17 protein-coding genes are annotated in these 20,271 nt (G+C 73.3%); 5 read left to right on the plus strand and 12 right to left on the minus strand.

Annotated features, from left to right (window positions below):
• Positions 1–43 precede the first annotated feature (43 nt).
• The 11 genes from IEZ11_RS38405 to IEZ11_RS38450 all read right to left on the minus strand — a co-directional run bounded on the left by IEZ11_RS38405 (position 44) and on the right by IEZ11_RS38450 (position 13,526).
• Complete coding sequence (locus IEZ11_RS38405; RefSeq protein ID WP_189267649.1) at positions 44–793, minus strand: spherulation-specific family 4 protein; 750 nt, start codon at positions 791–793, stop codon at positions 44–46.
• Entirely contained in the window at positions 781–1,740 is a 960-nt protein-coding gene (locus tag IEZ11_RS38410) for an NAD-dependent epimerase/dehydratase family protein (protein WP_189267650.1), read from the minus strand. The genes IEZ11_RS38405 and IEZ11_RS38410 overlap by 13 nt, the downstream gene beginning before the upstream one ends.
• A gap of 199 nt (positions 1,741–1,939) precedes the next feature.
• Positions 1,940–3,268 (minus strand): hypothetical protein, encoded by a 1,329-nt coding sequence (locus tag IEZ11_RS38415; RefSeq protein ID WP_229713619.1) that lies wholly within the window; start codon positions 3,266–3,268, stop codon positions 1,940–1,942.
• Positions 3,265–5,064 (minus strand): glycosyltransferase, encoded by a 1,800-nt coding sequence (locus IEZ11_RS38420; protein WP_229713620.1) that lies wholly within the window; start codon positions 5,062–5,064, stop codon positions 3,265–3,267. Before IEZ11_RS38420 ends, IEZ11_RS38415 begins: the two co-directional genes overlap by 4 nt.
• A 266-nt stretch (positions 5,065–5,330) precedes the next feature.
• Positions 5,331–6,923, minus strand: a complete 1,593-nt coding sequence (locus tag IEZ11_RS38425; protein WP_189267652.1) for a dipeptide ABC transporter ATP-binding protein — start codon at positions 6,921–6,923, stop codon at positions 5,331–5,333.
• The gene (locus tag IEZ11_RS38430) at positions 6,920–7,918 is read right to left on the minus strand and encodes an ABC transporter permease (protein WP_189267653.1); all 999 of its coding nucleotides are present in this window, start codon (positions 7,916–7,918) and stop codon (positions 6,920–6,922) included. The genes IEZ11_RS38425 and IEZ11_RS38430 overlap by 4 nt, the downstream gene beginning before the upstream one ends.
• Positions 7,915–8,976, minus strand: a complete 1,062-nt coding sequence (locus IEZ11_RS38435; protein ID WP_189267654.1) for an ABC transporter permease — start codon at positions 8,974–8,976, stop codon at positions 7,915–7,917. Before IEZ11_RS38435 ends, IEZ11_RS38430 begins: the two co-directional genes overlap by 4 nt.
• Positions 8,977–8,980: 4 nt before the next feature.
• Positions 8,981–10,699, minus strand: coding sequence for an ABC transporter substrate-binding protein (locus IEZ11_RS38440; protein WP_189267655.1), 1,719 nt, complete (start codon positions 10,697–10,699; stop codon positions 8,981–8,983).
• 166 nt (positions 10,700–10,865) lie between these two features.
• The gene (locus IEZ11_RS52610) at positions 10,866–10,958 is read right to left on the minus strand and encodes an Ms4533A family Cys-rich leader peptide (RefSeq protein ID WP_351321593.1); all 93 of its coding nucleotides are present in this window, start codon (positions 10,956–10,958) and stop codon (positions 10,866–10,868) included.
• Positions 10,959–11,014: 56 nt separating this feature from the next.
• Positions 11,015–12,526, minus strand: coding sequence for a DUF3152 domain-containing protein (locus IEZ11_RS38445; protein WP_189267656.1), 1,512 nt, complete (start codon positions 12,524–12,526; stop codon positions 11,015–11,017).
• A gap of 7 nt (positions 12,527–12,533) precedes the next feature.
• The gene (locus IEZ11_RS38450; RefSeq protein ID WP_189267657.1) at positions 12,534–13,526 is read right to left on the minus strand and encodes an alpha/beta fold hydrolase; all 993 of its coding nucleotides are present in this window, start codon (positions 13,524–13,526) and stop codon (positions 12,534–12,536) included.
• Between the two features lie 228 nt (positions 13,527–13,754).
• Between IEZ11_RS38450 and IEZ11_RS38455 the strand changes: the two genes are divergently transcribed.
• From IEZ11_RS38455 to IEZ11_RS38470, 4 genes are all read left to right on the plus strand, one after another.
• Positions 13,755–13,979, plus strand: a complete 225-nt coding sequence (locus IEZ11_RS38455; RefSeq protein ID WP_189267658.1) for an Rv3202a family protein — start codon at positions 13,755–13,757, stop codon at positions 13,977–13,979.
• A gap of 170 nt (positions 13,980–14,149) precedes the next feature.
• Entirely contained in the window at positions 14,150–14,794 is a 645-nt protein-coding gene (locus tag IEZ11_RS38460) for a TetR/AcrR family transcriptional regulator (RefSeq protein ID WP_189267659.1), read from the plus strand.
• A gap of 139 nt (positions 14,795–14,933) precedes the next feature.
• Positions 14,934–15,161 (plus strand): DUF3107 domain-containing protein, encoded by a 228-nt coding sequence (locus IEZ11_RS38465; RefSeq protein ID WP_046730492.1) that lies wholly within the window; start codon positions 14,934–14,936, stop codon positions 15,159–15,161.
• Between the two features lie 196 nt (positions 15,162–15,357).
• Positions 15,358–15,630 carry a hypothetical protein gene (locus IEZ11_RS38470; RefSeq protein WP_189267660.1) on the plus strand — a complete coding sequence of 91 codons (273 nt, stop codon included), beginning with the start codon at positions 15,358–15,360 and terminating at the stop codon, positions 15,628–15,630.
• Positions 15,631–15,759: 129 nt separating this feature from the next.
• On the opposite strand, the gene IEZ11_RS38475 is transcribed toward IEZ11_RS38470, so the two are convergent.
• Complete coding sequence (locus IEZ11_RS38475) at positions 15,760–16,506, minus strand: ferritin-like fold-containing protein (RefSeq protein ID WP_189267661.1); 747 nt, start codon at positions 16,504–16,506, stop codon at positions 15,760–15,762.
• Between the two features lie 769 nt (positions 16,507–17,275).
• Here IEZ11_RS38475 and IEZ11_RS38480 point away from each other — a divergent pair.
• Positions 17,276–20,044 carry a DEAD/DEAH box helicase gene (locus tag IEZ11_RS38480; protein ID WP_189267662.1) on the plus strand — a complete coding sequence of 923 codons (2,769 nt, stop codon included), beginning with the start codon at positions 17,276–17,278 and terminating at the stop codon, positions 20,042–20,044.
• Positions 20,045–20,271 lie beyond the last annotated feature (227 nt).

A 20,271-nucleotide genomic window follows, 5' to 3' on the forward strand; every position in this document is an offset into this window, starting at 1 on the left:
AATCACTACAGTCTTTCTTCCCGTAACACTGCCACGCGCTTCTTCATTCCGAGACACCTGTTCCGATCCGCGAGACGATCTCGTCCCAGTAGCCGGGCATGGTCTCCCAGGGGTTCGCCCGGCCCCAGCGATCGGTCCGGTCGGTGAAGTAGATCGTGGCCGCGCCCTGCCAGCGGGCGGTGCGCAGCGCCTCGTCGAGGTGGCCGAGGGGCACTCCGTGCACGAAGTGGCAGAAGCGGTCGGGCGGGTAGTCGGCGGTCCACTCGGCGGCCTGCGACCAGCGGTAGTCGCTCCAGGGCCCGGCGAAGGTCACCAGCTGATCGGCGTTCTCGGCATAGCCCGGATGGGGGTGGGTGCCATGGCCGAGGACGATGTGGGGGTCGTCGCCGATGGTGCGGAGCGCGGCGACCGCGCGGCGGATCTCGGGCAGCGCGGTGCGCTCGGTGGGGCAGCGGTCCAGCAGGAAGCCGTCGACGCGGTACCAGTCGTGGAAGTGGCGGGCGTCCGTGACCAGGTCGCCGTGAGAGCGGGCGCCGTAGGTGGTGTCCAGGTGGCCGAGGACGCGGACGCCCGCGTTGCGGAGCCGCCCGGCCGCCTCCAGGCAGTGCGGGTCGGGGCGGCTGCCGGGGCCGTTCGCCACGTCGAGGACGACCCAGTGCAGGGGGGTGCCGGGGCGGGTGAGTTCGGCCCACTGGGCGGGGGCGAGCAGCGGGTGGACATAGCCGGGGACGCCGACGGCGGTGCGGACGCCGGTGGTCGCGGCGCCCGCCCGGCTGCTGGTCAGATGCGGCACGCCGCCTCCATCCAGATGTCCGCGAGGGACTCTTCGAGGTTGATGCGCGGCCGCCAGCCGAGCCGGTCGCGGGCGCAGCGCACGTCGGCCTGCTGCCAGCTGCCGCAGCCGTCCGGGTACGGGTACGCGACCGGTCCGGTGTGCTCGCCGTCGATCCGGGGGTGGCCGATGGCGCCGCGCAGCGGGCCGGGCGGGCCGTCCAGTTCGTGCAGGGCGCCGCCGTATCCGGCGACCCGGGCGAGGACGCCGGCGGCGTCGCGGAGCCGGACGGCGCGGCCGGAGCCGATGTTGATGACGCCCTGGGCAGCGGAGAGCGAGGCCGCGTGGACGGCGCGGGCGACGTCGCGTACGTCGACGAAGTCGCGCTGGGCGCCGAGGCCGCCGAGTTTGAGTTCGCCGTCGCCGGACTGCATGGCGCGGCGCATCGCCTCGGCGAGGCGGCCGAGCGGTGAGCCGGCCGGGGTGCCCGGTCCGGCGGGCGAGAAGACGCGCAGGACGACGGCGTCCAGGCCGGAGCCGAGGACGAGTTCGGTGGCGGCGAGCTTGCTGACGCCGTACGGGCCGCCGGGGCGCGGCACGGCGTCCTCGGCGGTGGAGGAGCCGGGCTGGCTCGGGCCGTACTCGGCGCTGCACCCGACCTGTACCAGGCGGGCGCCGCAGCCGCTGCGGCGCAGGGCCTCGCAGACGGTGGCGACGGCGACGGTGTTGTGCCGGGTGAGTTCCCGGGCGCCGCCGCGGGTGGCGCCGGCGCAGTTCACGATGACGCCCGGGTGGACCGCGTCGAGGAAGCGGGTGAGCGCGCCCGGGCTGCCGGTGGCGAGGTCGAAGCGGACGTCGGCGTCGTCGCCGCGGCCGAGCGCGGTGAGCTGGACGGCCGGGTCGGCGAGCAGCCGGTCGGCGACGAAGCGGCCGAGGTATCCGTTGGCTCCGATCAGCAGGACCCTCATCGCGCGGCTCCCGGGGTGTGCGCTCCGGCGACTCCGGCGGTTCCGGCGCTTCCGGTGGTTCCGGACGCTCCGGGTCCGGGTCGGGAGGTGGTCATCTGGTGGTCTCCTTCGGGGAATCGTGCGGTTGCCTCCGGCGGGGTGCCGGGCGCCTGCCGCCGGGACGGCTCGGCGAGGTAGGCGAGGACATCGGCGGTTCTGCTCACTGCGGGTCTCCGGGCGGCGCGTGGGCCGAGGCCCGGGTGAGGGTGCGGGTGGCCCGGAACAGCAGCGCCAGGGCTGCGGCGGCGCAGCCGAGGGCCGGGACGCTGCTCGCGCCCCAGGCGTCGACCAGGGCGTCGACGGGGGCGGCGAGGACGGCGCAGCCGGGCAGTCGGCCCGCCAGGACGAGGGCCGTGGCCGCCGCTTCGGTGAGGGCCGCGGCGGCGAGGGCGGGTCCCTGCGGGACGTGGTGGACGGCGAGGAGGCGGGCGAGCAGAAGGAGGGCGCCGAGGGTGAGGGCCGCCGGGTAGCCGACGGGCTCGCCGAGGGCCGCGCCGCACAGGGCGAGCAGGGCGGTGAGGGCGCCGAGAAAGAGGGCGAGCGTGCCGAGCAGCAACGGCCGCAGGGCGCCGGTGAACTCCTCCAGCGCCCTGCTGCCCACGAGCCTGCGGCGGGCGCCGACCGTGAGGAGGTGGGCGCTCCAGGCCGCCGGGGCGAAGGCCAGGGTGAGGGCGAGGACGGGGACGGTGGTCACCGGCCAGGGGCCGTGGGCGGCGCCGGTCGGGGGGCCGTCGGGGCCGCCGGCCACGACGGCCCGCAGCAGGCCGTCGCCGAGCACGGCGTAGCCGAGGAGCCAGCAGGTCCACGCGCGCGTGCCGGAGGCGGGGCGCCGGCCGGGCGTACGGGCCGGCATGGCCAGGGGGCCGTGGTGCAGGGCCGGGCGGGCGGCCAGGGCGACGGCGAGCACGCCGACGGCTGCCACCACGAGGCGTGGGCGGCCCTCGGTGAGCCGTACGCCGGTCACGACCGCCGCGCACACGGCTCCCGGGAGGAGCGTGAGCAGCGCTCGGTCGGCGCGCATGCGGGGCGCGGGCGCCGGTTCGGCGGGCGGGTGCCGGTCGCCGTCGCGGGGCACGCGCGCATAGAGCTCTTCGGCGAGGGAGAAGACGTCACGGTGCCGGAAGCGGGCGGCGGTGCGGTCGGTGACGCCGTGCGCTTCGAGGCCGGCCGCGATCTCCAGCGGATCCACGGCCTGCTCGCAGAGCGCGCGGTGGCGGTGCATCAGCGCTTTCACGGGGTCGGCGGCGCCCCGGCGGGGGGCGGATCCGGGCCGGCCCGCGGTGTCCCCGGCGGCGGTCCGGGCGCCCGGCGAGGCCCCGCCCGATGTCGTCGGCCCGTCTTCGGGGAAGACGTCTGCCGCACCGGGCTCGTCCGTTCCCAGGAGCCACTCCTGCGACCGCGTGTCCCAGGCGTCGGCCGCGCCGGGCCGGCCGGGCCGGTCCAGCTCCCCCAGGCCGCCGTTCACCGGGCCGCCCTCGTCGCTGTTCACCGCGCCCCCTCGGGGGCGGCGAGCGGGGTGGCGCGTACCGGGGTGGGTCGCGTCGAGCCGCCCGGGGCCCAGCCGGGCCCGGCGCGATGCGCGACGCGGGCCGCGGGGCCGGTCCAGCGGCCGGGCATATGGGCCTCGGCCGGGACGGCGAACGGCAGGGGCTCGCCCGCCTGGTCGAGGACAACCCTGCGTACCGGGCAGTGCGAGACGATCTCCAGGTAAATGGAGTCAAACGCCGCGACGTTCTGCTCGACGGTGAACAGTTCGAGTGCCCGGGCGCGCGCCGCGGCCCCGAGGCGCTCACGGCGCTCGGGGTCGCGCAGCAGCGTCACGCACGCCTGCGCGAGCGCCCGCGGATTGCGCGGGGGTACGACCAGTCCGGTGCCGCCGATGACCTCCACCACGGCGCCGACGTCCGTGGAGACGGTCGCCCGGCCGCAGAACATCGCCTCGACGAGTCCCACCGGGAAGCCCTCGACGACGCTGGAGAGGACGACTACCGCGCCGGACGCGTAGGCGTCGGCGAGGGTCGGTGCCTCCGGGCCGCCTATCTCCTCGAAGGCGACCGGGTTGTCACCGACCGCGTGCACGCCCTCGGCCTCGTCCGGGAAGAGCTGTGCGGCGAGCGCCCGGCAGTGCCCCAGGTAGGCCGCGCCCTCCGGCCCCGCCGGGGCGCCCACGATCCGCAGTCGCGCCTTGGGCTCCTCCTTGCGGATCTCGGCGAAGGCGTGCAGCAAGGACATCAGGTCCTTGGTCGGCTCGATTCGGCCGACCCACACGAGCATGTCCGGGTCGGCACGGTCCGGGGCCTCGCCCACCTCGGTGAAACGGTCCGCCGCCATGCCGGGGTGCACGGTGCGGATACGGGCCCGGTCGGCGCCGCAGCGCTCCTGCCAGCGGCGGGCGTGCGCGTTGCCCGGGGTGATGATCGCGGCGCGGCGGTAGACCTCGGCGGCCAGCCGGCCGTGGAAGGCGGCCAGCGGCGCACGCACCGCCGGGTTGGCGACGTCGGGGCCGGAGGCGAGGTAGTGCGAGCGCAGCTGCACGCCGTACTCGGTGACCAGCAGCGGCACGCCGAAGAAGTGCCCGGCGAGCAGGCCGGCCAGGGCCGCCGGGCCGCCGGCGGTGGCGTGGCAGAGGTCGGCCGCACCGAGGCCGTCGCCCCCGTACCAGTCCAGGGAGAGGGGGCGCAGGGCGCGTTCGAGGTGTGCGGCGACGACGAGCAGATCGGGTACGCGCGCCCCGCGCGCCGTAGCGAGCGCGCCGGGTGCGCGACAGGCGCGCTCCAGTGCGCGTACGGCGGTGTCGGAGCGGAGTGCGCCGACCAGGCCGCCCTCGTCACGGGCGAGTTCGGCGAGTGCGCGGAGGGCGGTGCCGAAACGGTCCGCCAGAGATCCGGACCCGGCACCGGAGCCGCCCGCGGCTTCTTCACCGCCCGCACCGGTCGGGCCGCCCACGCCGTCAGCTCCCCCGGCACCGGTCGAGCGGTGCGGGCCCTCCGCGCCGGTCGCGCCGGTCGAGCCCTCCGCGCCGGTCGCGCCCGGACCGGCGTACAGCACCGCCGCGAGCTCGCCGTAGCTCTCGGCGAAGCGCCGGCGCGCGCGCCGTCCGTACGTGGTCCCGTTCTCCTCGGCGGTCCACAGGGGAGCCGTCCGTACCCGGCTGACGTGGGGCGGCAGCGGCAGCAGGCCCTCGTCCTCCTGGCGCCGGGTGCGGCTGAGCGCGTAGAGGTCGAACTCATGCTGCCCGAGCCCGCGCACGAGCCGGTCGCACCAGAGTCTGGCGTCACCGCTCACATACGGATAACCACCCTCCGTAAGCAGTCCGATGCGCACGCGTGCACCCCCGATCGATCTCCCGTATGGGAGCCACCGTGGCTCGGTGGCTCGCAGCGGGACGAACGTATGCGGACAAGGCGGTGGCGCGATGGACGGTTGTCCATCGCGCCACCAAAAGGGGTGAACGGTCGTAACTTTCCCGTGCAGGACGCGTTCGGTCGCGCTAGGCAATCATGTGACGGCGGAACGTCACGCCCGGATCGGCGCGCAGATCTGCGGAAACGTCACGCCGACGCCAGTTCCCGGCGCGCCGCCCGCCGCCGGGCCGCGGCCTCGGGGTCGAGGGCGGGTACGGCGGCCAGGAGTTGCCTGGTGTACGGGTCCCGCGGATGGTCGTAGACCTCGTCGGCGGGCCCGGTCTCGATGATCCGGCCGCGGCGCATGACCGCGACCCGGTCGCTGACCTGGCGTACGACGGCGAGGTCGTGGGCGACGAAGACGAGCGCGAGCCCGAGTTCACGCTGGAGTTCGCCGAGCAGGGCGACGACCTGGGCCTGGGTGGTGACGTCCAGCGCGGAGACCGGCTCGTCGCAGACGATGACGCGCGGGTCGGCCGCGAGCGCCCGCGCGATGCCCACGCGCTGGCGCTGGCCACCACTGAACTCGTGCGGATAGCGCTGGTAGTGCGCCCCTTCGAGCCCCACGCGCTCCAGCAGTTCTGTCACGCGCTCCCGGATGCGCCCCTCGTCGCGTTCACCCCGCGCGCGCAGCGGGTCGGCGATCGACTCGCCGACGCTGCGCCGCGGGTTGAGGGAGGACACCGGGTCCTGGAAGACCATCTGGACGGCCGGGTTCACGCCCACGCGCGCGTGTCCGTCGTGACGGACCTCCCCCGCCGTCGGCTCCAGCAGTCCGACCAGCATCCGGCCGAGGGTGGTCTTGCCGCTGCCGCTCTCGCCGACGACACCGAGGGTCTCGCCCCGGTGCACGGTCAGCGTCACGTCGTCCACGGCCGTGACCGCGCGCTTCCCGCGCCCGAACTCGCGGCGCAGGCCGGACGCCTCCAGGACGACCTCGTCGGACACCTGTGAGGGCGCGCGCACCGCGTCCACGCGCGGGACGGCGGAGAGCAGTTCCCGGGTGTACGGCTGCGCGGGCGCGCCGAGCACGCCGACGACCGGCCCCTGTTCGACCACGCGCCCGTGCCGCATGACGAGCACATCGTCGACGCTCTCGGCGGCGACGCCCACGTCGTGGGTGACGAGCAGCAGGCCCATGCCGGTCTCCTCGCGCAGGGTGTGCAGCAGGTCGAGGATCTGGGCCTGGACGGTCACGTCGAGAGCGGTGGTGGGCTCGTCGGCGATGAGCAGCTCGGGCTCGCAGGCGAGCGCCATGGCGATCAGCGCGCGCTGGCGCATGCCGCCGCTGAACTCGTGCGGGCGGGACCGGGACCGGCGCGGGGAATCCGGGATGCCGACCCGGTCGAGCACCTCCACGGCACGCGCGCGTGCGGCTCTGCGCGACCCGCGCGTGTGCACGCGGTACACCTCGGCGATCTGGTCGCCGATCGCGTAGTACGGGTCGAGGGACGACAGCGGGTCCTGGAAGACCATCGCCGCCTTCGCGCCGCGCAGCCGCCGCAGTTCGCCGTCGGAGGCGGCCTGTACGTCGGTGCCGGCGACCTCGATCGAGCCGCCGACCCGCGCCCCGGTGCCGTGGTGCAGGCCCAGCAGCGCCGAGGCGACCGTGGACTTGCCGGAGCCGGACTCACCGACCAGCGCGAGGGCGGCGCCGCGCTCCAGGGTGAACGACAGCCCGTCCACGGCCCGCAGGCCGCCGAACTCGACGGTCAGATCAGTGACTCGGACGAGACTCACGTCAGTACCACCCGTCGGTCGGCCACCGCGTACAGCACGTCGGCGACGGCGTTGGCGAGGACCACGAAGAACCCGATGACCAGGACCATGCCGACGACGACGGGCAGGTCGACCACGCTGACGGCGTGGACGAGTTCCTGGCCGAGGCCGGGCAGTCCGAACAGCGTCTCGGTGAGCACGGCACCGCCGACGGCCGAGCCGAAGTTGTTGGCGTTCAGCGCGATGACCGGCGCGAGCGCCCCGCGCAGGGCGTGCCGCCCGACGATCGAACGCTCGCCGACGCCATAGGCGCGGAAGGTGCGGATGTGGTCCTCGGCCAGGGTCTCCAGCATCGACGCGCGGGTCATCCGGGCGAACGAGGCGGACTCGATGAGGGCGAGGGAGAGCCAGGGCAGCAGCAGGTTCCACGCCCACTGTTCGGGGTCGTCGGTGAACTTCACGTACTGCGGGAAGGGCAGCAGTTGCAGTTCGCCGCAGACGACGATCATCAGGACCAGGCCGATGACGAAGACCGGCGTGGCCCAGCCGGCCAGCGTGAGGCCGGTCAGCACCCGCTCGGTGAGCCGGCCGCGCCGCCAGACGGAGAGCACGCCCGTGCCGACGCCCAGGACCAGCCACAGCACCATCGCGCCGAACACCAGCGAGAGGCTGACCGGAAGCCTGGTCAGGATGATGCTCAGGACCTGCTGGTCGGTCTGGTAGGAGAGGCCGAGGCAGGGCGCCGAGCAGTGCTCGACGGAGGTGCCGGTGGAGTAGTCCTGGCCGGCGACCAGGCCCTGGAGGAAGTGCCAGTAGCGCACGTACAGGGGGTCGTCGAGGTGCAGTTGCTGGGCCACCTGGTGCACCTGCTCCGGGGAGCAGCGCGGGCCGCAGGTGATCTGGGCGACGTTGCCCGGGGTGACGTAGAAGACGACGTAGACGATGACCGAGATGGCCAGCAGGGTCGCGAGGGTGCCGATGGTGCGGCGCATCAGGAAGCCGCCGAAGCCGTTCACTCGGACTCCTCCTTGGCCGCCGCGGTCGCCGTCGCCGTCGATGTCGACGTCGCGGTCGACGTCGCGGTCGACGTCGTCACGGCCGCGCGCGTGCGGCCGGTGCCGACGCCGAGCCGGGAGGCGGCGCGCGGGTCCAGGGCGGTGCGGACGCCGTCGCCGAGGACGGTCAGCGCGAGCACGGTCACGAACAGCGCGCCGGCCGGCAGCAGCAGGTACTGCGGGGCCGCCTGGTACCAGACGTCGGCGGCGGTGAGCATCTGGCCCCAGGAGGGCGTCGGCGGCTTCACCCCGATGCCGAGGAAGGACAGGGCCGCCTCGACGCTGATGTTGACCGGGATGAGGATCGAGGCGTACGTGATGACCGGCGCGGCCAGCCCGGGCAGCAGTTCACGGCGGGCGATGCGCCAGGCACCCCAGCCGCTGAGCCGCGCGGCGGCGACGTAGTCGAGCCCCTTCAGGGTGAGCGTCTGGGCGCGCACGATCTTCGCGATGTTGCCCCAGGAGATGAGTCCGATGACGAGGGTGACCAGGACGGGCCGGGGGAAGCTCTGCGGCACGATCGCGAGCAGCGCCAGCGACATGATCATCAGGGGCAGCGCGACGAAGATGTCCGTGATCCGGCTCAACACTTGATCAATCCATCCACCACCGAGCGCGGCCGCCACCCCGACGACCAACCCGATGACGACCTGGAGCACGGTCGCCGAGAACGCGACGCCCAGGGAGACCCGCGCGCCGTACACCAGCCGCGCGAACAGGTCACGCCCGGTCTGCGGCTCCACGCCCAGCCAGTGCCGGCCGGAGATGCCGCCGAGGGAGCCCGTCGGCACACCGCCGCGCGCGGAGTCGATGAGCGACGGGTGGTACGTGGTCGGGTCCTGGCCCTCGAGGGTGGTGAGCAGGGGCGCGGCGAGCGCGACCAGGACGAGCAGCGCGACGATGCCCGCTGCGACCGTGGCGGCCCGCTGCGTGCGCAGCCGGCGCCAGAACCGACGAGCCCCCGAAGCCCCCGAGGCGGACGCCTCGGGGGCCTGGGTGGCGACAAGTGCCTCGCTCACGGCGCTACTTCACCGCGACCTGGGAGATGTCCAGGACACCGGTCCAGTCGCTGATCACGACGTTCTTGATGTCCTTGCCGACGAGCCGCTTGTAGACCGGGTGGAACAGCGGCACGGTCAGGGCCTGCGCGCCGATCTTCCTGTCCAGCGCGCCCCACCGCTTGGCGGCCGCGTCAAGGTCGGTCAACTTGTTGATCGCGTCAATCTCGGAGTTGACCGAAGCATCGTTGAGCTGGGAGGCGTTGAAGTTGGCGCCGTCCTTGACGATCTGCCGGCCGTCGAAGATCGGGGCGAGGAAGGGACCGCCGGAGGGCCAGTCGGCACCCCACGCGGCGAGGAAGAAGCCCGGCTCGGTCTTCACGCTGTGGACCGTGTCGGAGTAGTTGTTGTCCTCCAGGCCCTGGAGCTTGACCGTGATGCCGGCCTTCTTCAGAGCGTCCTGGATCGCGGTGGCGATCTCGGGGCTCGTCTTGAAGTTCTGCGCGTTGTCGTGGGTCAGCGTGACGGTGAGCCCGTTCGGGTAACCGGCCTCCTTCAGCAGCTCCTTGGCCTTGGCCGCGTTGCCGGTGGCACCCGCCGGGAAGAGGTCGTACGGCGTGTAGCCGAAGGACTTCTGGTCGGGCAGGAAGGTGGTCGCGGCCTCGGCGAGGGCGCTGCCGCCCGCCGCGTTGATCACGGACGACCGGTCGACGGCGTACGAGATCGCCTGCCGCACCTTGGGGTTGTCGAACGGCTTGACCTTCGGGTTGAACGCTATGTAGTTCGTGTAGCCGAAGTGGCCGGTGCCGACGCGTGCGGCGAGTTCCTTGTCGCCGGTGACCTTGGCGAGCTCGGCCGGACCGAGGTTGGTGTCCGTCGTCACCGCGGCGGCGTCCGTGCCCTGGGACGCCGACAACCGCTGGTTGATGACGGACGAGTCGAGACCGGACTGCACGTCGATCTTGTCGGGGTACGCCTTGCGCTGGTCGTCGACGGAGGCGGACCAGTACTTGTTGCGCTCCAGGACCAGGTGCTCGCCGTCGTTCTCGTTCTTCACGACCTTGTAGGGGCCGGACGAGACCGGGTGCTCCTCGTACTTGGTGCCGGTGTCCTTGGCCTGCGGGACCGGCGTGAACTGCGTCTGCGTGGCCAGGAACGGGAACTCGCCCTCGGGCTTGTTCAGGTGGAAGACGATGGTGCGGTCGTCCGGCGTCTCGATCGCCGACAGGCCCTTCTTGTCCTTGTACGGCCCCTGGTAGTCGGCGGCGCCGACCAGCCAGTCCCGCAGGTAGGGCGCGCCGCCGGAGAGCTCGGGGGCGAAGGAACGCTCGATGCCGTACTTGATGTCGGCGGACGTGATCGGCGTCCCGTCCTCGTACTTGAGGCCCGTCTTCAAGGTGTACGTCCACACGGTCGCGTTCTTGCTGGCCCGCCCGGTGTCGGTGGCCAGGTCGGGGACGACCTTGGTGCCGGCGGCGCCGTCCGCGCGGTTGCGGGTGGTGAGCGTACGGAAGACCAGGGAGGGCACGTTGCCGCCGCCGGAGGTGTACAGGCGGGCCGGGTCGAAGTCCGTCTGGGGGTCGGAGTTCAGGACGGTGAGCGTGCCGCCCTTGTGCGGCGTGGAGTCGCCACTGGAGCCGTTGGCATCGTTGTCCTTCGGCCCGCAGGCGGCGGCGCCCGCCGCCACGACCAGGGCGAGCGAAACGTACGCCGCGCGGGCGCTGTTCACGGACGGGTGACGCATCGGAATGACGACCTCTCGGAAGGCAAGTCTCGACTGATGAGACAGATTGACGAGGAGTGAGACGAAAGTGAACAGACGTCTGCCCTGGCGTCAGGTCGTCGAAAGAGCCGTGACCCAAGTCACGGCAACAGAAGGAGATCGCGACGCGAACGCCTGAGGGCGGGCGTCAGCGACAGTGGATGTCGGCCACGCAGAGCGCGGTCACGCCGATGAGCGCCAGCTCGATGGCGGCGCGCGCGGAGGCGTGAAGGGACGACATGCCCAGAAATATGTACGAACTTTCTGCCCATGTCAATGTGATGTATGAGCCACCTGTCAACTCTTGGGGTAGGGCCACGGGTTGGGCAGACAGTGGATTCCGTCGTGGTCGAGGAACTTCGTCTGCTGCTGCATGACCGGCGCCAGCTCGCCGTCCTTGTCGCAGGTCACATGGCCGTAGCCGAGCCGGTGGCCGACCTCGTGGTTGATCAGCATCTGCCGGTAGGCGTGGATCTTGTCACCGTAGGTCTTGCTGCCCTGGGCCCACCGGTACGCGTTGATCATGACGCGTTCCGTGGACGCCGAGTCGCAGGACACGTTGTCCTCGGTCGTGTCGAGACCGGACTTGGCGCACCACTTCGCGGTGGTGCCGGGGCTGGCGAGCGTGATCACGAAGTCGGGCTTGCCGGAGGAGACGCGTTCGAAGGTACGGGCGCCGTCGTGGGCCCAGCTGCGCTCGTCGTTGAGCGTCTTCTGCACGGCTTCGGCGAACAGTTTCCCGTCCAGTCCGAGCCCCTGCTCCACGTCGACGCGGTAGGTGTACTTGCGCCCCTTGCCCGGCGCCTTCGCGCTCCCTGGCACGGTGGTGAACTTCCCGGATCCGGCCAGCTTGGCGCTGAGCGGGTACTTCTCGCCCATCGCCTGCTCGTACGACAGCGTGGCCACGCTCGGCGAGGCGGCGGCGGAGGAGGCGGACGGTGTCGTCCGGCTGTTTCCGCGGGAGGCGGCGCCCTCGGTGGCCCGGGTCCCGCCCGCGGCGGACTGCGACCCCGCGGCGCCGCCGTCACGGCCGTCGACGACCTGCCCGGCGACGATCACCGCGAGCACGGTGGTGACGGCGGCGGCCGCGATCCCGGCGAAGGTCCGGCCCTTGCCGCCCTTGGGCTGCGCGGGCCCGCCGACGGGCGCGGCGGCGCCGTCGGCAGTACCGCCGACGGCGCCGGACGCGAGCGCGGACGTGTGCGGACCAGGGCCGGGCGGATACGTTTCCGCCCGCTGGGCGCCGATACCGGGGCGCGGCGCGAAGACGTCGACGTCCTCGTCGAAGGCGTCGACGTAGTCCTGTCGCGGCCTTCCGGGCCCACCCTGCCGCTGCCGCGGTACGGCAGGACCGGCAGCCCCGTCCGACCCACCCAGGCCGCCCCAGCCACCGCCCGCTTCACGCTGCTGGGGGTGCCCGCCACGAACTCGGGGAACGCCGTGCGCGGGGGTCCCGTCGGGGAGGCGGGGGACGCCGTGGGCAGGGGTTCCGTCCGGGAGGCGGGGGACGCCGTGGGCAGGGGTTCCGTCCGCGAAACGGGGAGCGCCGTGCGCAGAGGTCCCGTCCGGGAAACGGGGAACGCCGTGCGCAGGGGTTCCGTCCGGGTGGTGAGGTACGCCGCGGGCCGGTGTGTCGTTCGTGAGCCGCGGGGACCCGCCCGTGGGTGTCCCGTCGGCCGGACGCGGCACCGCGGGCACCGCAGGCCCGCGCTGCGCGTCTCCCGGGGCCCGCTGCCGGGCCGCGGGCACGTTGGCTATGTCCGCGGGGTCGTCCTTGGGTGCCGGACCGCGGCGGCTGTGACGCCCCACCCGCCCCTCAGCTCCCCGCGCCCGGTACGACCGGGCCGCCGCCCGACGCGTCGGCAGACGCGAGGAGTTCACGGAACGCCCCGGCCACCGCCTCCGGGTACTCCATCATCGCCACGTGCCCGGCGTCCGGCATCGACAGCAGCCGGGAGTGGCGGAAGCTGCGCGCGGCCTTGTGGGCCATGCGGTAGCCGACGAGCTGGTCGCGGCCGCCGTAGATCAGCAGGGTCGGGGCGAGGACGCGCTCGGCCTGGCGCCAGAGCCCGTGCTGGCCGCCCAGCGTGTACGCGTTGACGATCCCGCGCGCGGAGCGCGCCATCGCGTCCCAGAAGTACGGCAGTCGCAGCCGCCGTTCCAGCTCCTCCACGGCGTGCTCGAACGCCTCGGGCGTCACCCGGCCGGGATCTCCGTAGCAGAGGGCCAGCACGCCCCGTACCCGCTGTTCGGCGGTCCACTTGCCGGTCGTGCGGGTGAGGAGCCCGGCGATGCCGGGGACGCCGAGGATGACCGTCGGCACGGCAGTGCGCTGGACGCGCAGCTCCGGCAGGGCCGGCGAGACCAGCGTCAGGGTGCGGACCAGATCCGGGCGGACGGCGGCGACGCGGGTGGCGACGGCACCGCCGAGGGAGTTGCCGAAGAGGTGGACGGGTCCGCGGCCGGCCGCGTCGAGATAGCGGATCACCGCGCGCGCGTGCCCGGTGACGGAGTAGTCGCCGTCGTCCGGCGGCGGCGAGTCGCCGAAGCCCGGCAGGTCGACCGCCTCGCCGTCCACGACGCCTTCGAGCCGTTCCATCAGCTGCGACCAGTTCTGGGAGGAACCGCCGAGCCCGTGGATGAACAGCGCGGGCGGCAGGCCCGCGCGCGCGGGCGGCCGCGAACGGACCGAGAGAGTGACGCCGGGCAGTCCCACCGACCGCAGCCGCTCGCCCTCCGCGACTCTGACTGCCGCCGCCTCGGGGAGCACGCTGGTGGGCGGCACGGCGGGCAGCTCGGTCGAAGACATGCGCCAATGTTACGAGACGATCACACAGTGATTCATGTGTTCGCCATCACAGGATCGCCCGGCGAGCCGCGGCTGAGCGAGCCGAAGGGCGGGGCGAGGGGCGGGGCGAAGGGTGGACCGCGCCGGACGGCATAGCGTCCGCTTCCGGTGTCTCCTACGCTCGTAGGCAGGGCACCCGTTTGTGGCCCCCCGCTTCCGCCGGGGATGTTCGAAGGAAGGGAGCCCACCATGAGCCATGACCCCACCGACCCCGACGTACTCGGCTATCTGGAGGCGGAGGACGCCCCGGAGATCGGTGTCGAGGCCCCTGAGGGCGACGCGGCCGAGCAGCACACGGACGTCACGCCGTCCCACGACGACCCGCTCACCGGGGTGGACGCGGACCGCGCGAACGAGGCCGATCTCATCGAACAGGCACGGGTGGTCTCCCTCGACGAGGACGACTACCGCTGACCGCGACGGCCTCCGGCGGGCCCACCTGGCCTGTCCGCGTTTACCGGTGCGGCTTTCGCCGTCGTCCGGTACGTGAAATTCTGCGCTCGCACCGCGCACAGCACGGTTACCGAAAAGTACGATGGCCGCGCGGAGCGATCCGCACGTGGACAAACTTTGGGAGGCGCGGCGTGACAGCCATCGAGCAGACAGAGGCGGCACGCCCGCGGGGCACTCGCCTGCCGCGCCGTGCCCGACGGAACCAGTTGCTGGGCGCTGCCCAGGAGGTGTTCGTCGCGCAGGGGTACCACGCGGCGGCGATGGACGACATCGCCGAGCGGGCCGGCGTCAGCAAGCCGGTCCTCTACCAGCACTTCCCGGGCAAGCTCGACCTCTACCTGGCCCTGCTGGACCAGCACTGCGAGGCGCTGATCCAGGCGGTGCGCGGCGCGCTCGCGTCGACGACGGACAACAAGCAGCGGGTGCGGGCCACCATGGACGCGTACTTCGCGTACGTCGAGGACGACGGCGGGGCGTTCCGCCTGGTCTTCGAGTCCGACCTGACGAACGAGCCCGCGGTGCGCGAGCGCGTCGACAAGGTCACCAACGAGTGCGCCGAGGCGATCTGCGAGGTGATCGCCGAGGACACCGGCCTGCCGAGCGCCGAGTCGATGCTGCTGGCCTCCGGCCTCGGCGGCCTCGCCCAGGTGGTGGCCCGTTCCTGGCTGCACAGCGACCGCACCGTCCCGCGCGACCAGGCGGTACAGCTGCTGACCTCGCTGGCGTGGCGCGGCATCGCGGGCTTCCCGCTGCACGCGCTCGACTCCTCGCACTGACGGCACCGCGGGGAATTCCCGTTCGCTGTTCGCTCCTGGCGTGCACGCGCGCAGCGTGTACGTCCCCTCACCGGGCTAATGTGTGCAGCGTACGGCGCGGAAGGTCGCGCACTTCAATGACCGTCGGAGGGACATAGCCGTGGAGGTCAAGATCGGCGTGCAGCACGCGCCCCGCGAGATCGTTCTGGAGAGCGGTCTGAACGCCGAGGAGGTCGAGCGCCTCGTCGCCGACGCGCTGGCCGGCAAGTCACAGGTGCTGTCCCTGGAGGACGAGCGCGGCCGCAAGGTCCTGGTCCCGACGGACCGCCTGGCGTACATCGAGCTCGGTGAGCCGACGGTGCGCAAGGTCGGCTTCAGCGCGGTCTGACCGCAGCGGCGCAGCAGCACGGAGGGGCCGGGTGGACATGTGTCCGCCCGGCCCCTCCGGCTTGCCGGGCCCGCCGGAGGGGCCCTCCACATGTGGCCCACAAGTCGTCCACAGAGGAGGATTGCATTCCGCAGGTCACGGGTATGACGGGCTACGACCGTGAAGCACCGGCAGGCCGTGGGAGGGACCCCTCGTGATGCTCCTGGAAGTACTCGGATCCGCCCTGCTCGGCGTGGTCCTGTCGTGGGCCGCGACCAGTCGCCTGTCCCACCGGCTCCCGGCCCGCCCCCTGGTGTTCTCCACGGGCGTCGCGGGAGCCCTCTTCGGCGACTTCGTCACCCACAGCGCACTCGGCCCCGGCGCGGTCCTGGTCACTCTGCTGGGCGCGGCGATCGTCTCGGCGGCGTCGCTCTCCCTGCTGCTCCGCCCGGCGGGCCGCCGACTCCGGCGACGATCGATCCCGGCGTAGTCGGTCAGGCGCCTTCGAATTTTGCGAGACCCCGGCTGAAGCGCCCCGTAAGGGGCGCGGGGAACTGCGCGACCAGCCCCACCGGCCTGAAACCGCGCAGCGCAACTCCCGAACCGCCCCCGCAGAGCGCTACGCCGCCAGCCCCAGCGCAGCCATCCGCTTGGTGTGCGCCTCGGTGATCCGCGAGAACATCCGCCCCACCTCGGCGAGGTCGAACCCGTCGGCCACGCCTCCGACCAGCATGGTCGACAGCGCGTCCCGGTCCGCGACCACCCGCTGCGACTGCGACAGCGCCTCGCCCATCAACCGCCGCGCCCACAGGGCCAGTCGGCCTCCCACCCGCGGGTCGGCGTCGATGGCCGCCCGCACCTTCTCCACCGCGAACCCGGCATGCCCGGTGTCGTCGAGGACGGCCAGCACCAGTTCGCGTGTGTCGGAGTCGAGGCGGGCCGCGACCTCCCGGTAGAAGTCACTGGCGATCGAGTCGCCGACGTACGCCTTGACCAGGCCCTCCAGCCAGTCCGACGGCGCCGTCTGCCGGTGGAAGCCGTCGAGGGCCGCGACGAACGGCTCCATCGCCTGCGTCGCGTCCTCGCCGATCTCCGTCAGCCGGCCCCGCAGCCGCTCGAAGTGGTGGAACTCCGCCGACGCCATCTTCGCCAGCTCGGCCTTGTCCACCAGTGAGGGCGCCAGCTTGGCGTCCTCCGCGAGCCGCTCGAACGCCGCGAGCTCGCCGTACGCGAGCGCGCCGAGCAGGTCCACGACCGCGGCACGGTAGTGCGGGTCGGCGGCCGCCTGCGCCCAGTCCTGGGCGGCGACACCGGTCGGTTCGGCGGAGGCGGTCTCAGGCTTGTCAGAGCTCGTCATGAAGCGCACAATAGCCCGCCCGCCGTCCCGGGGAAGCCCTGGGCAACCCCTGGGGCATACCCTGAGCAGACCCTGAGCAGACACTGGAGGAGCGCAGGGAAAGCCCGAGGGATTCCGGGAGAAACCCCGCAGAAGCTCTCCGAAACCCCGCGGAAGCCCTCGGAAACCCCGGGGGAGCCCTCCGAAACCCTGGGGAAAGTCCCGCCGGAGCCTCGCCTGGGCCCCGCCGACGCCCGACCGGAGCCCCGCCAGAGCCCACCGGAGCCTTGAGAAGTCCCGGAGAAGCCGAGGGAAGTCTCCGCGAAGCCCCTGGTCAACCACTGTGACTACCACGACGTGACCAAATCGGCCATCGCATGTGCACGATTCCGGGGTATGGTGGTAATGCGCCTGCTGGTACGCCGTCGATTTTCGACGTACCTCGACAGGCTGCACGTATGAGGATGCCCGGTCGGTGGCCCGATCGGCTCCGACCCGACAGCCCTCCCGGCTCGTACGGCACTGTGCGTACGACGACCGGAGGGACACACCCTCAGCGGTACGAGCGCTAGAGCGTCGGCAGAGGTCCCGTGCACTACGGCGTGCCCCCCACGGCCCGCACGTAAGGCAGCCGACGTCCCCCGGCACGGTCCGTCAAAGACCCCCGCGCTCGCCTCGCGCCGCGACACACAGAAGAGGCAGCACCCTGACTACGACGTTTCGTGAACTCGGAATCCTTCCCGAGACCGCCGAGGCCCTGGAAGCCGTCGGCATCATCAACCCCTTCCCCATCCAGGAGATGACGCTCCCGGTCGCCCTGTCCGGCACCGACGTCATCGGCCAGGCCAAGACCGGCACCGGCAAGACCCTCGGTTTCGGTCTGCCGCTCCTGGAGCGCGTCACCGTCCCCGCCGACGTGGAGGCCGGCCGCGCCGCCCCCGAGGCCCTCACCGAGGCCCCGCAGGCGCTCGTCGTCGTCCCCACGCGCGAGCTCTGCACGCAGGTCACCAACGACCTGCTGACGGCCGGCAAGGTCCGTAACGTACGCGTTCTCGCCATCTACGGCGGCCGCGCCTACGAGCCGCAGGTCGAGGCCCTGAAGAAGGGCGTCGACGTGGTCGTCGGCACCCCGGGCCGCCTGCTCGACCTCGCGGGCCAGAAGAAGCTCAACCTCAAGCACATCAAGTCGCTCGTCCTCGACGAGGCCGACGAGATGCTCGACCTGGGCTTCCTGCCCGACGTCGAGAAGATCATCGGCATGCTTCCGGCCAAGCGCCAGACCATGCTGTTCTCGGCGACCATGCCGGGCGCGGTCATCGGTCTCGCGCGCCGGTACATGAGCCAGCCCACCCACATCCGCGCCACCGCGCCGGACGACGAGGGCGCGACCGTCGCGAACATCGCGCAGTTCGTCTACCGCGCGCACTCCATGGACAAGCCGGAGATGATCGCGCGCATACTGCAGGCCGAGGGCCGCGGGCTCGCGATGATCTTCTGCCGCACCAAGCGCACCGCCGCCGACATCGCCGAGCAGCTCGAACGCCGCGGCTTCGCCTCCGGGGCCGTCCACGGCGACCTGGGCCAGGGCGCCCGCGAGCAGGCGCTGCGCGCGTTCCGCAACGGCAAGGTGGACGTCCTCGTCTGCACCGACGTCGCCGCGCGCGGCATCGACGTCGAGGGCGTCACGCACGTCATCAACTACCAGTCCCCCGAGGACGAGAAGACGTACCTGCACCGGGTCGGCCGTACCGGCCGCGCCGGCGCGTCGGGTACGGCGATCACCTTCGTCGACTGGGACGACATCCCGCGCTGGCAGCTCATCAACAAGGCGCTGGACCTGAAGTTCCCGGACCCGGTGGAGACTTACTCGACCTCCCCGCACTTCTTCGAGGACCTCAAGATCCCCGCGGGCACCAAGGGTGTCCTGCCGCGCTCGGAGCGCACCCGCGCCGGGCTGGAGGCGGAGGAGCTGGAGGACCTGGGCGAGACCGGTGGCCGCGGTGGCCGCGGTCGCGGTGGCCGGGGCGGTCGCCCCGAGCCCCGCGCCGAGGCCCGTTCCGAGGAGCGCGAGCGCCCGGCCCGCACCCCGCGCCGCCGCCGTCGCACGCGCGGCGGTACGGCCCTGGAGCAGGCGTCCGGTACGGCGTCCACGGCGCCGTCCGCCGGATCCGCGGCGCCCGTCTCCGCCGACGACGCGGTCGCGGCGTCGGAGCCGACGGCCACCAGGACCCCGCGCCGCCGTCGCCGTACGCGCAACGGGGCGTCCCAGGAGCCGGTGGCGGCCGCCGCCCCGGTGACCGTGACGCCGCAGGCCGTCGTCGAGACGGTCGAGGCCGTGATCGAACCGGCCGCGCCGGAGCAGCCGCGCCGTCGTCGCACCCGCGGGTCCGCGGAGACCGCGCCGGTGGCGGAGGTGGCCGCGCCGGTGGTCGAGGCCCCGGTGGCCGAGGAGGCACCGGCGGCCCCGGCCCGCCGTCGCACCCGTAAGACGGCCGCTGCTCCCGAGGCGGCAGCCGTCGAGGCGGTCGTCGAAGCGGTCGTCGAGACCGTGGCCGAGCCGAAGCCGCGCCGCACGCGGAAGACGGCGGCAGCCACAGCCGCCGAGGCCGCGCTGGACACCGTCGAGGCCGTCGAGGCCCCGGTGGCGCCGACCCGCCGCCGCACCCGCAAGACGGCCGAGCCGGTGACCGAAGCCGCGGAGGCCACCGCCGAGACCGCCGAAGCCCCGGTGGCGCCGGCCCGCCGCCGCACCCGCAAGACAGCCGAGCCGGTGACCGAGGCGGCCGCCCCCGCGGCGGTCGTCGAAGCGGTCGTCGAGACCGTGGCCGAGCCGAAGCCGCGCCGCACGCGGAAGACGGCGGCAGCCACAGCCGCCGAGGCCGCGCTGGACACCGTCGAAGCCGTCGAAGCCGTCGAGGCCCCGGTGGCGCCGACCCGCCGCCGCACCCGCAAGACAGCCGAGCCGGTGACCGAGGCGGCCGCCCCCGCGGCGGTCGTCGAAGCGGTCGTCGAGACCGTGGCCGAGCCGAAGCCGCGCCGCACGCGGAAGACGGCGGCAGCCACAGCCGCCGAGGCCGCGCTGGACACCGTCGAGGCGGTCGAGGCCAAACCGCGCCGCACCCGCAAGACGGCAGCCGCCGCCGAGACGGAGGCGACCGAGGCAGTGGCCGAGGCGAAGCCCCGCCGGACCCGGAAGACGGCAGCCGCCGCCCCCGAGGCCGACGAGACCGAGGCCACGCCCAAGCCCCGCCGGACCCGGAAGACGGCTGCGGCCGCTCCGGAGGCCGCCGAGGCCGAGGCCGCGCCCAAGCCGCGCCGGACCCGGAAGGTGGCCGAGGCCGCCGTCGACACCGCCGAGGGCACCGAGGCCAAGCCCCGCCGCACCCGCAAGACGGCGGCCGCCGTCACCGCGGAGATCCCGGCGCAGGCCACCGAGGAGCCGGAGGCCAAGCCGAGGCGTCGTACCACCCGCAAGGCGGCCGAGTCCGTCGAGACGGCGGCCGACGCGGAGGCGAAGCCGAAGACCCGCCGCACCCGGAAGGCGACCGCCGCGGCCCCCGAGGCCTGAGCACGCCACGCCGACGGCCCGGACCACCTCGTGTGGTCCGGGCCGTCGGCGTTTCCGCGGGGCTCCCCCCGTCGCCCGCCGTCGCACCGCCCGTCGTCTCGCCCTCCCGGCAGCCCCGCCGCGCCCCTCCCCACCTGGCACAACCCGAGCCGACGCCCCTGGGCGGCGCTCGGCTCGTCCCGGTGCCGGGATTCACCCACCGGCTCCCGGTCGGTCACCTCGCTGCG

Source organism: Streptomyces fuscichromogenes (assembly GCF_014645815.1).
Lineage (GTDB): Bacteria > Actinomycetota > Actinomycetes > Streptomycetales > Streptomycetaceae > Streptomyces > Streptomyces fuscichromogenes.

Bases quoted from the DNA above. Each gene is read 5' to 3' on its own strand.
- IEZ11_RS38410 (WP_189267650.1), bottom strand. From the start codon at position 1,740: ATGAGGGTCCTGCTGATCGGAGCCAACGGATACCTCGGCCGCTTCGTC.
- IEZ11_RS38440 (WP_189267655.1), bottom strand. From the start codon at position 10,699: ATGCGTCACCCGTCCGTGAACAGCGCCCGCGCGGCGTACGTTTCGCTC.
- IEZ11_RS52610 (WP_351321593.1), bottom strand. From the start codon at position 10,958: ATGTCGTCCCTTCACGCCTCCGCGCGCGCCGCCATCGAGCTGGCGCTC.
- IEZ11_RS38450 (WP_189267657.1), bottom strand. From the start codon at position 13,526: ATGTCTTCGACCGAGCTGCCCGCCGTGCCGCCCACCAGCGTGCTCCCC.
- IEZ11_RS38455 (WP_189267658.1), top strand. From the start codon at position 13,755: ATGAGCCATGACCCCACCGACCCCGACGTACTCGGCTATCTGGAGGCG.
- IEZ11_RS38470 (WP_189267660.1), top strand. From the start codon at position 15,358: ATGCTCCTGGAAGTACTCGGATCCGCCCTGCTCGGCGTGGTCCTGTCG.
- IEZ11_RS38480 (WP_189267662.1), top strand. From the start codon at position 17,276: ATGACGCTCCCGGTCGCCCTGTCCGGCACCGACGTCATCGGCCAGGCC.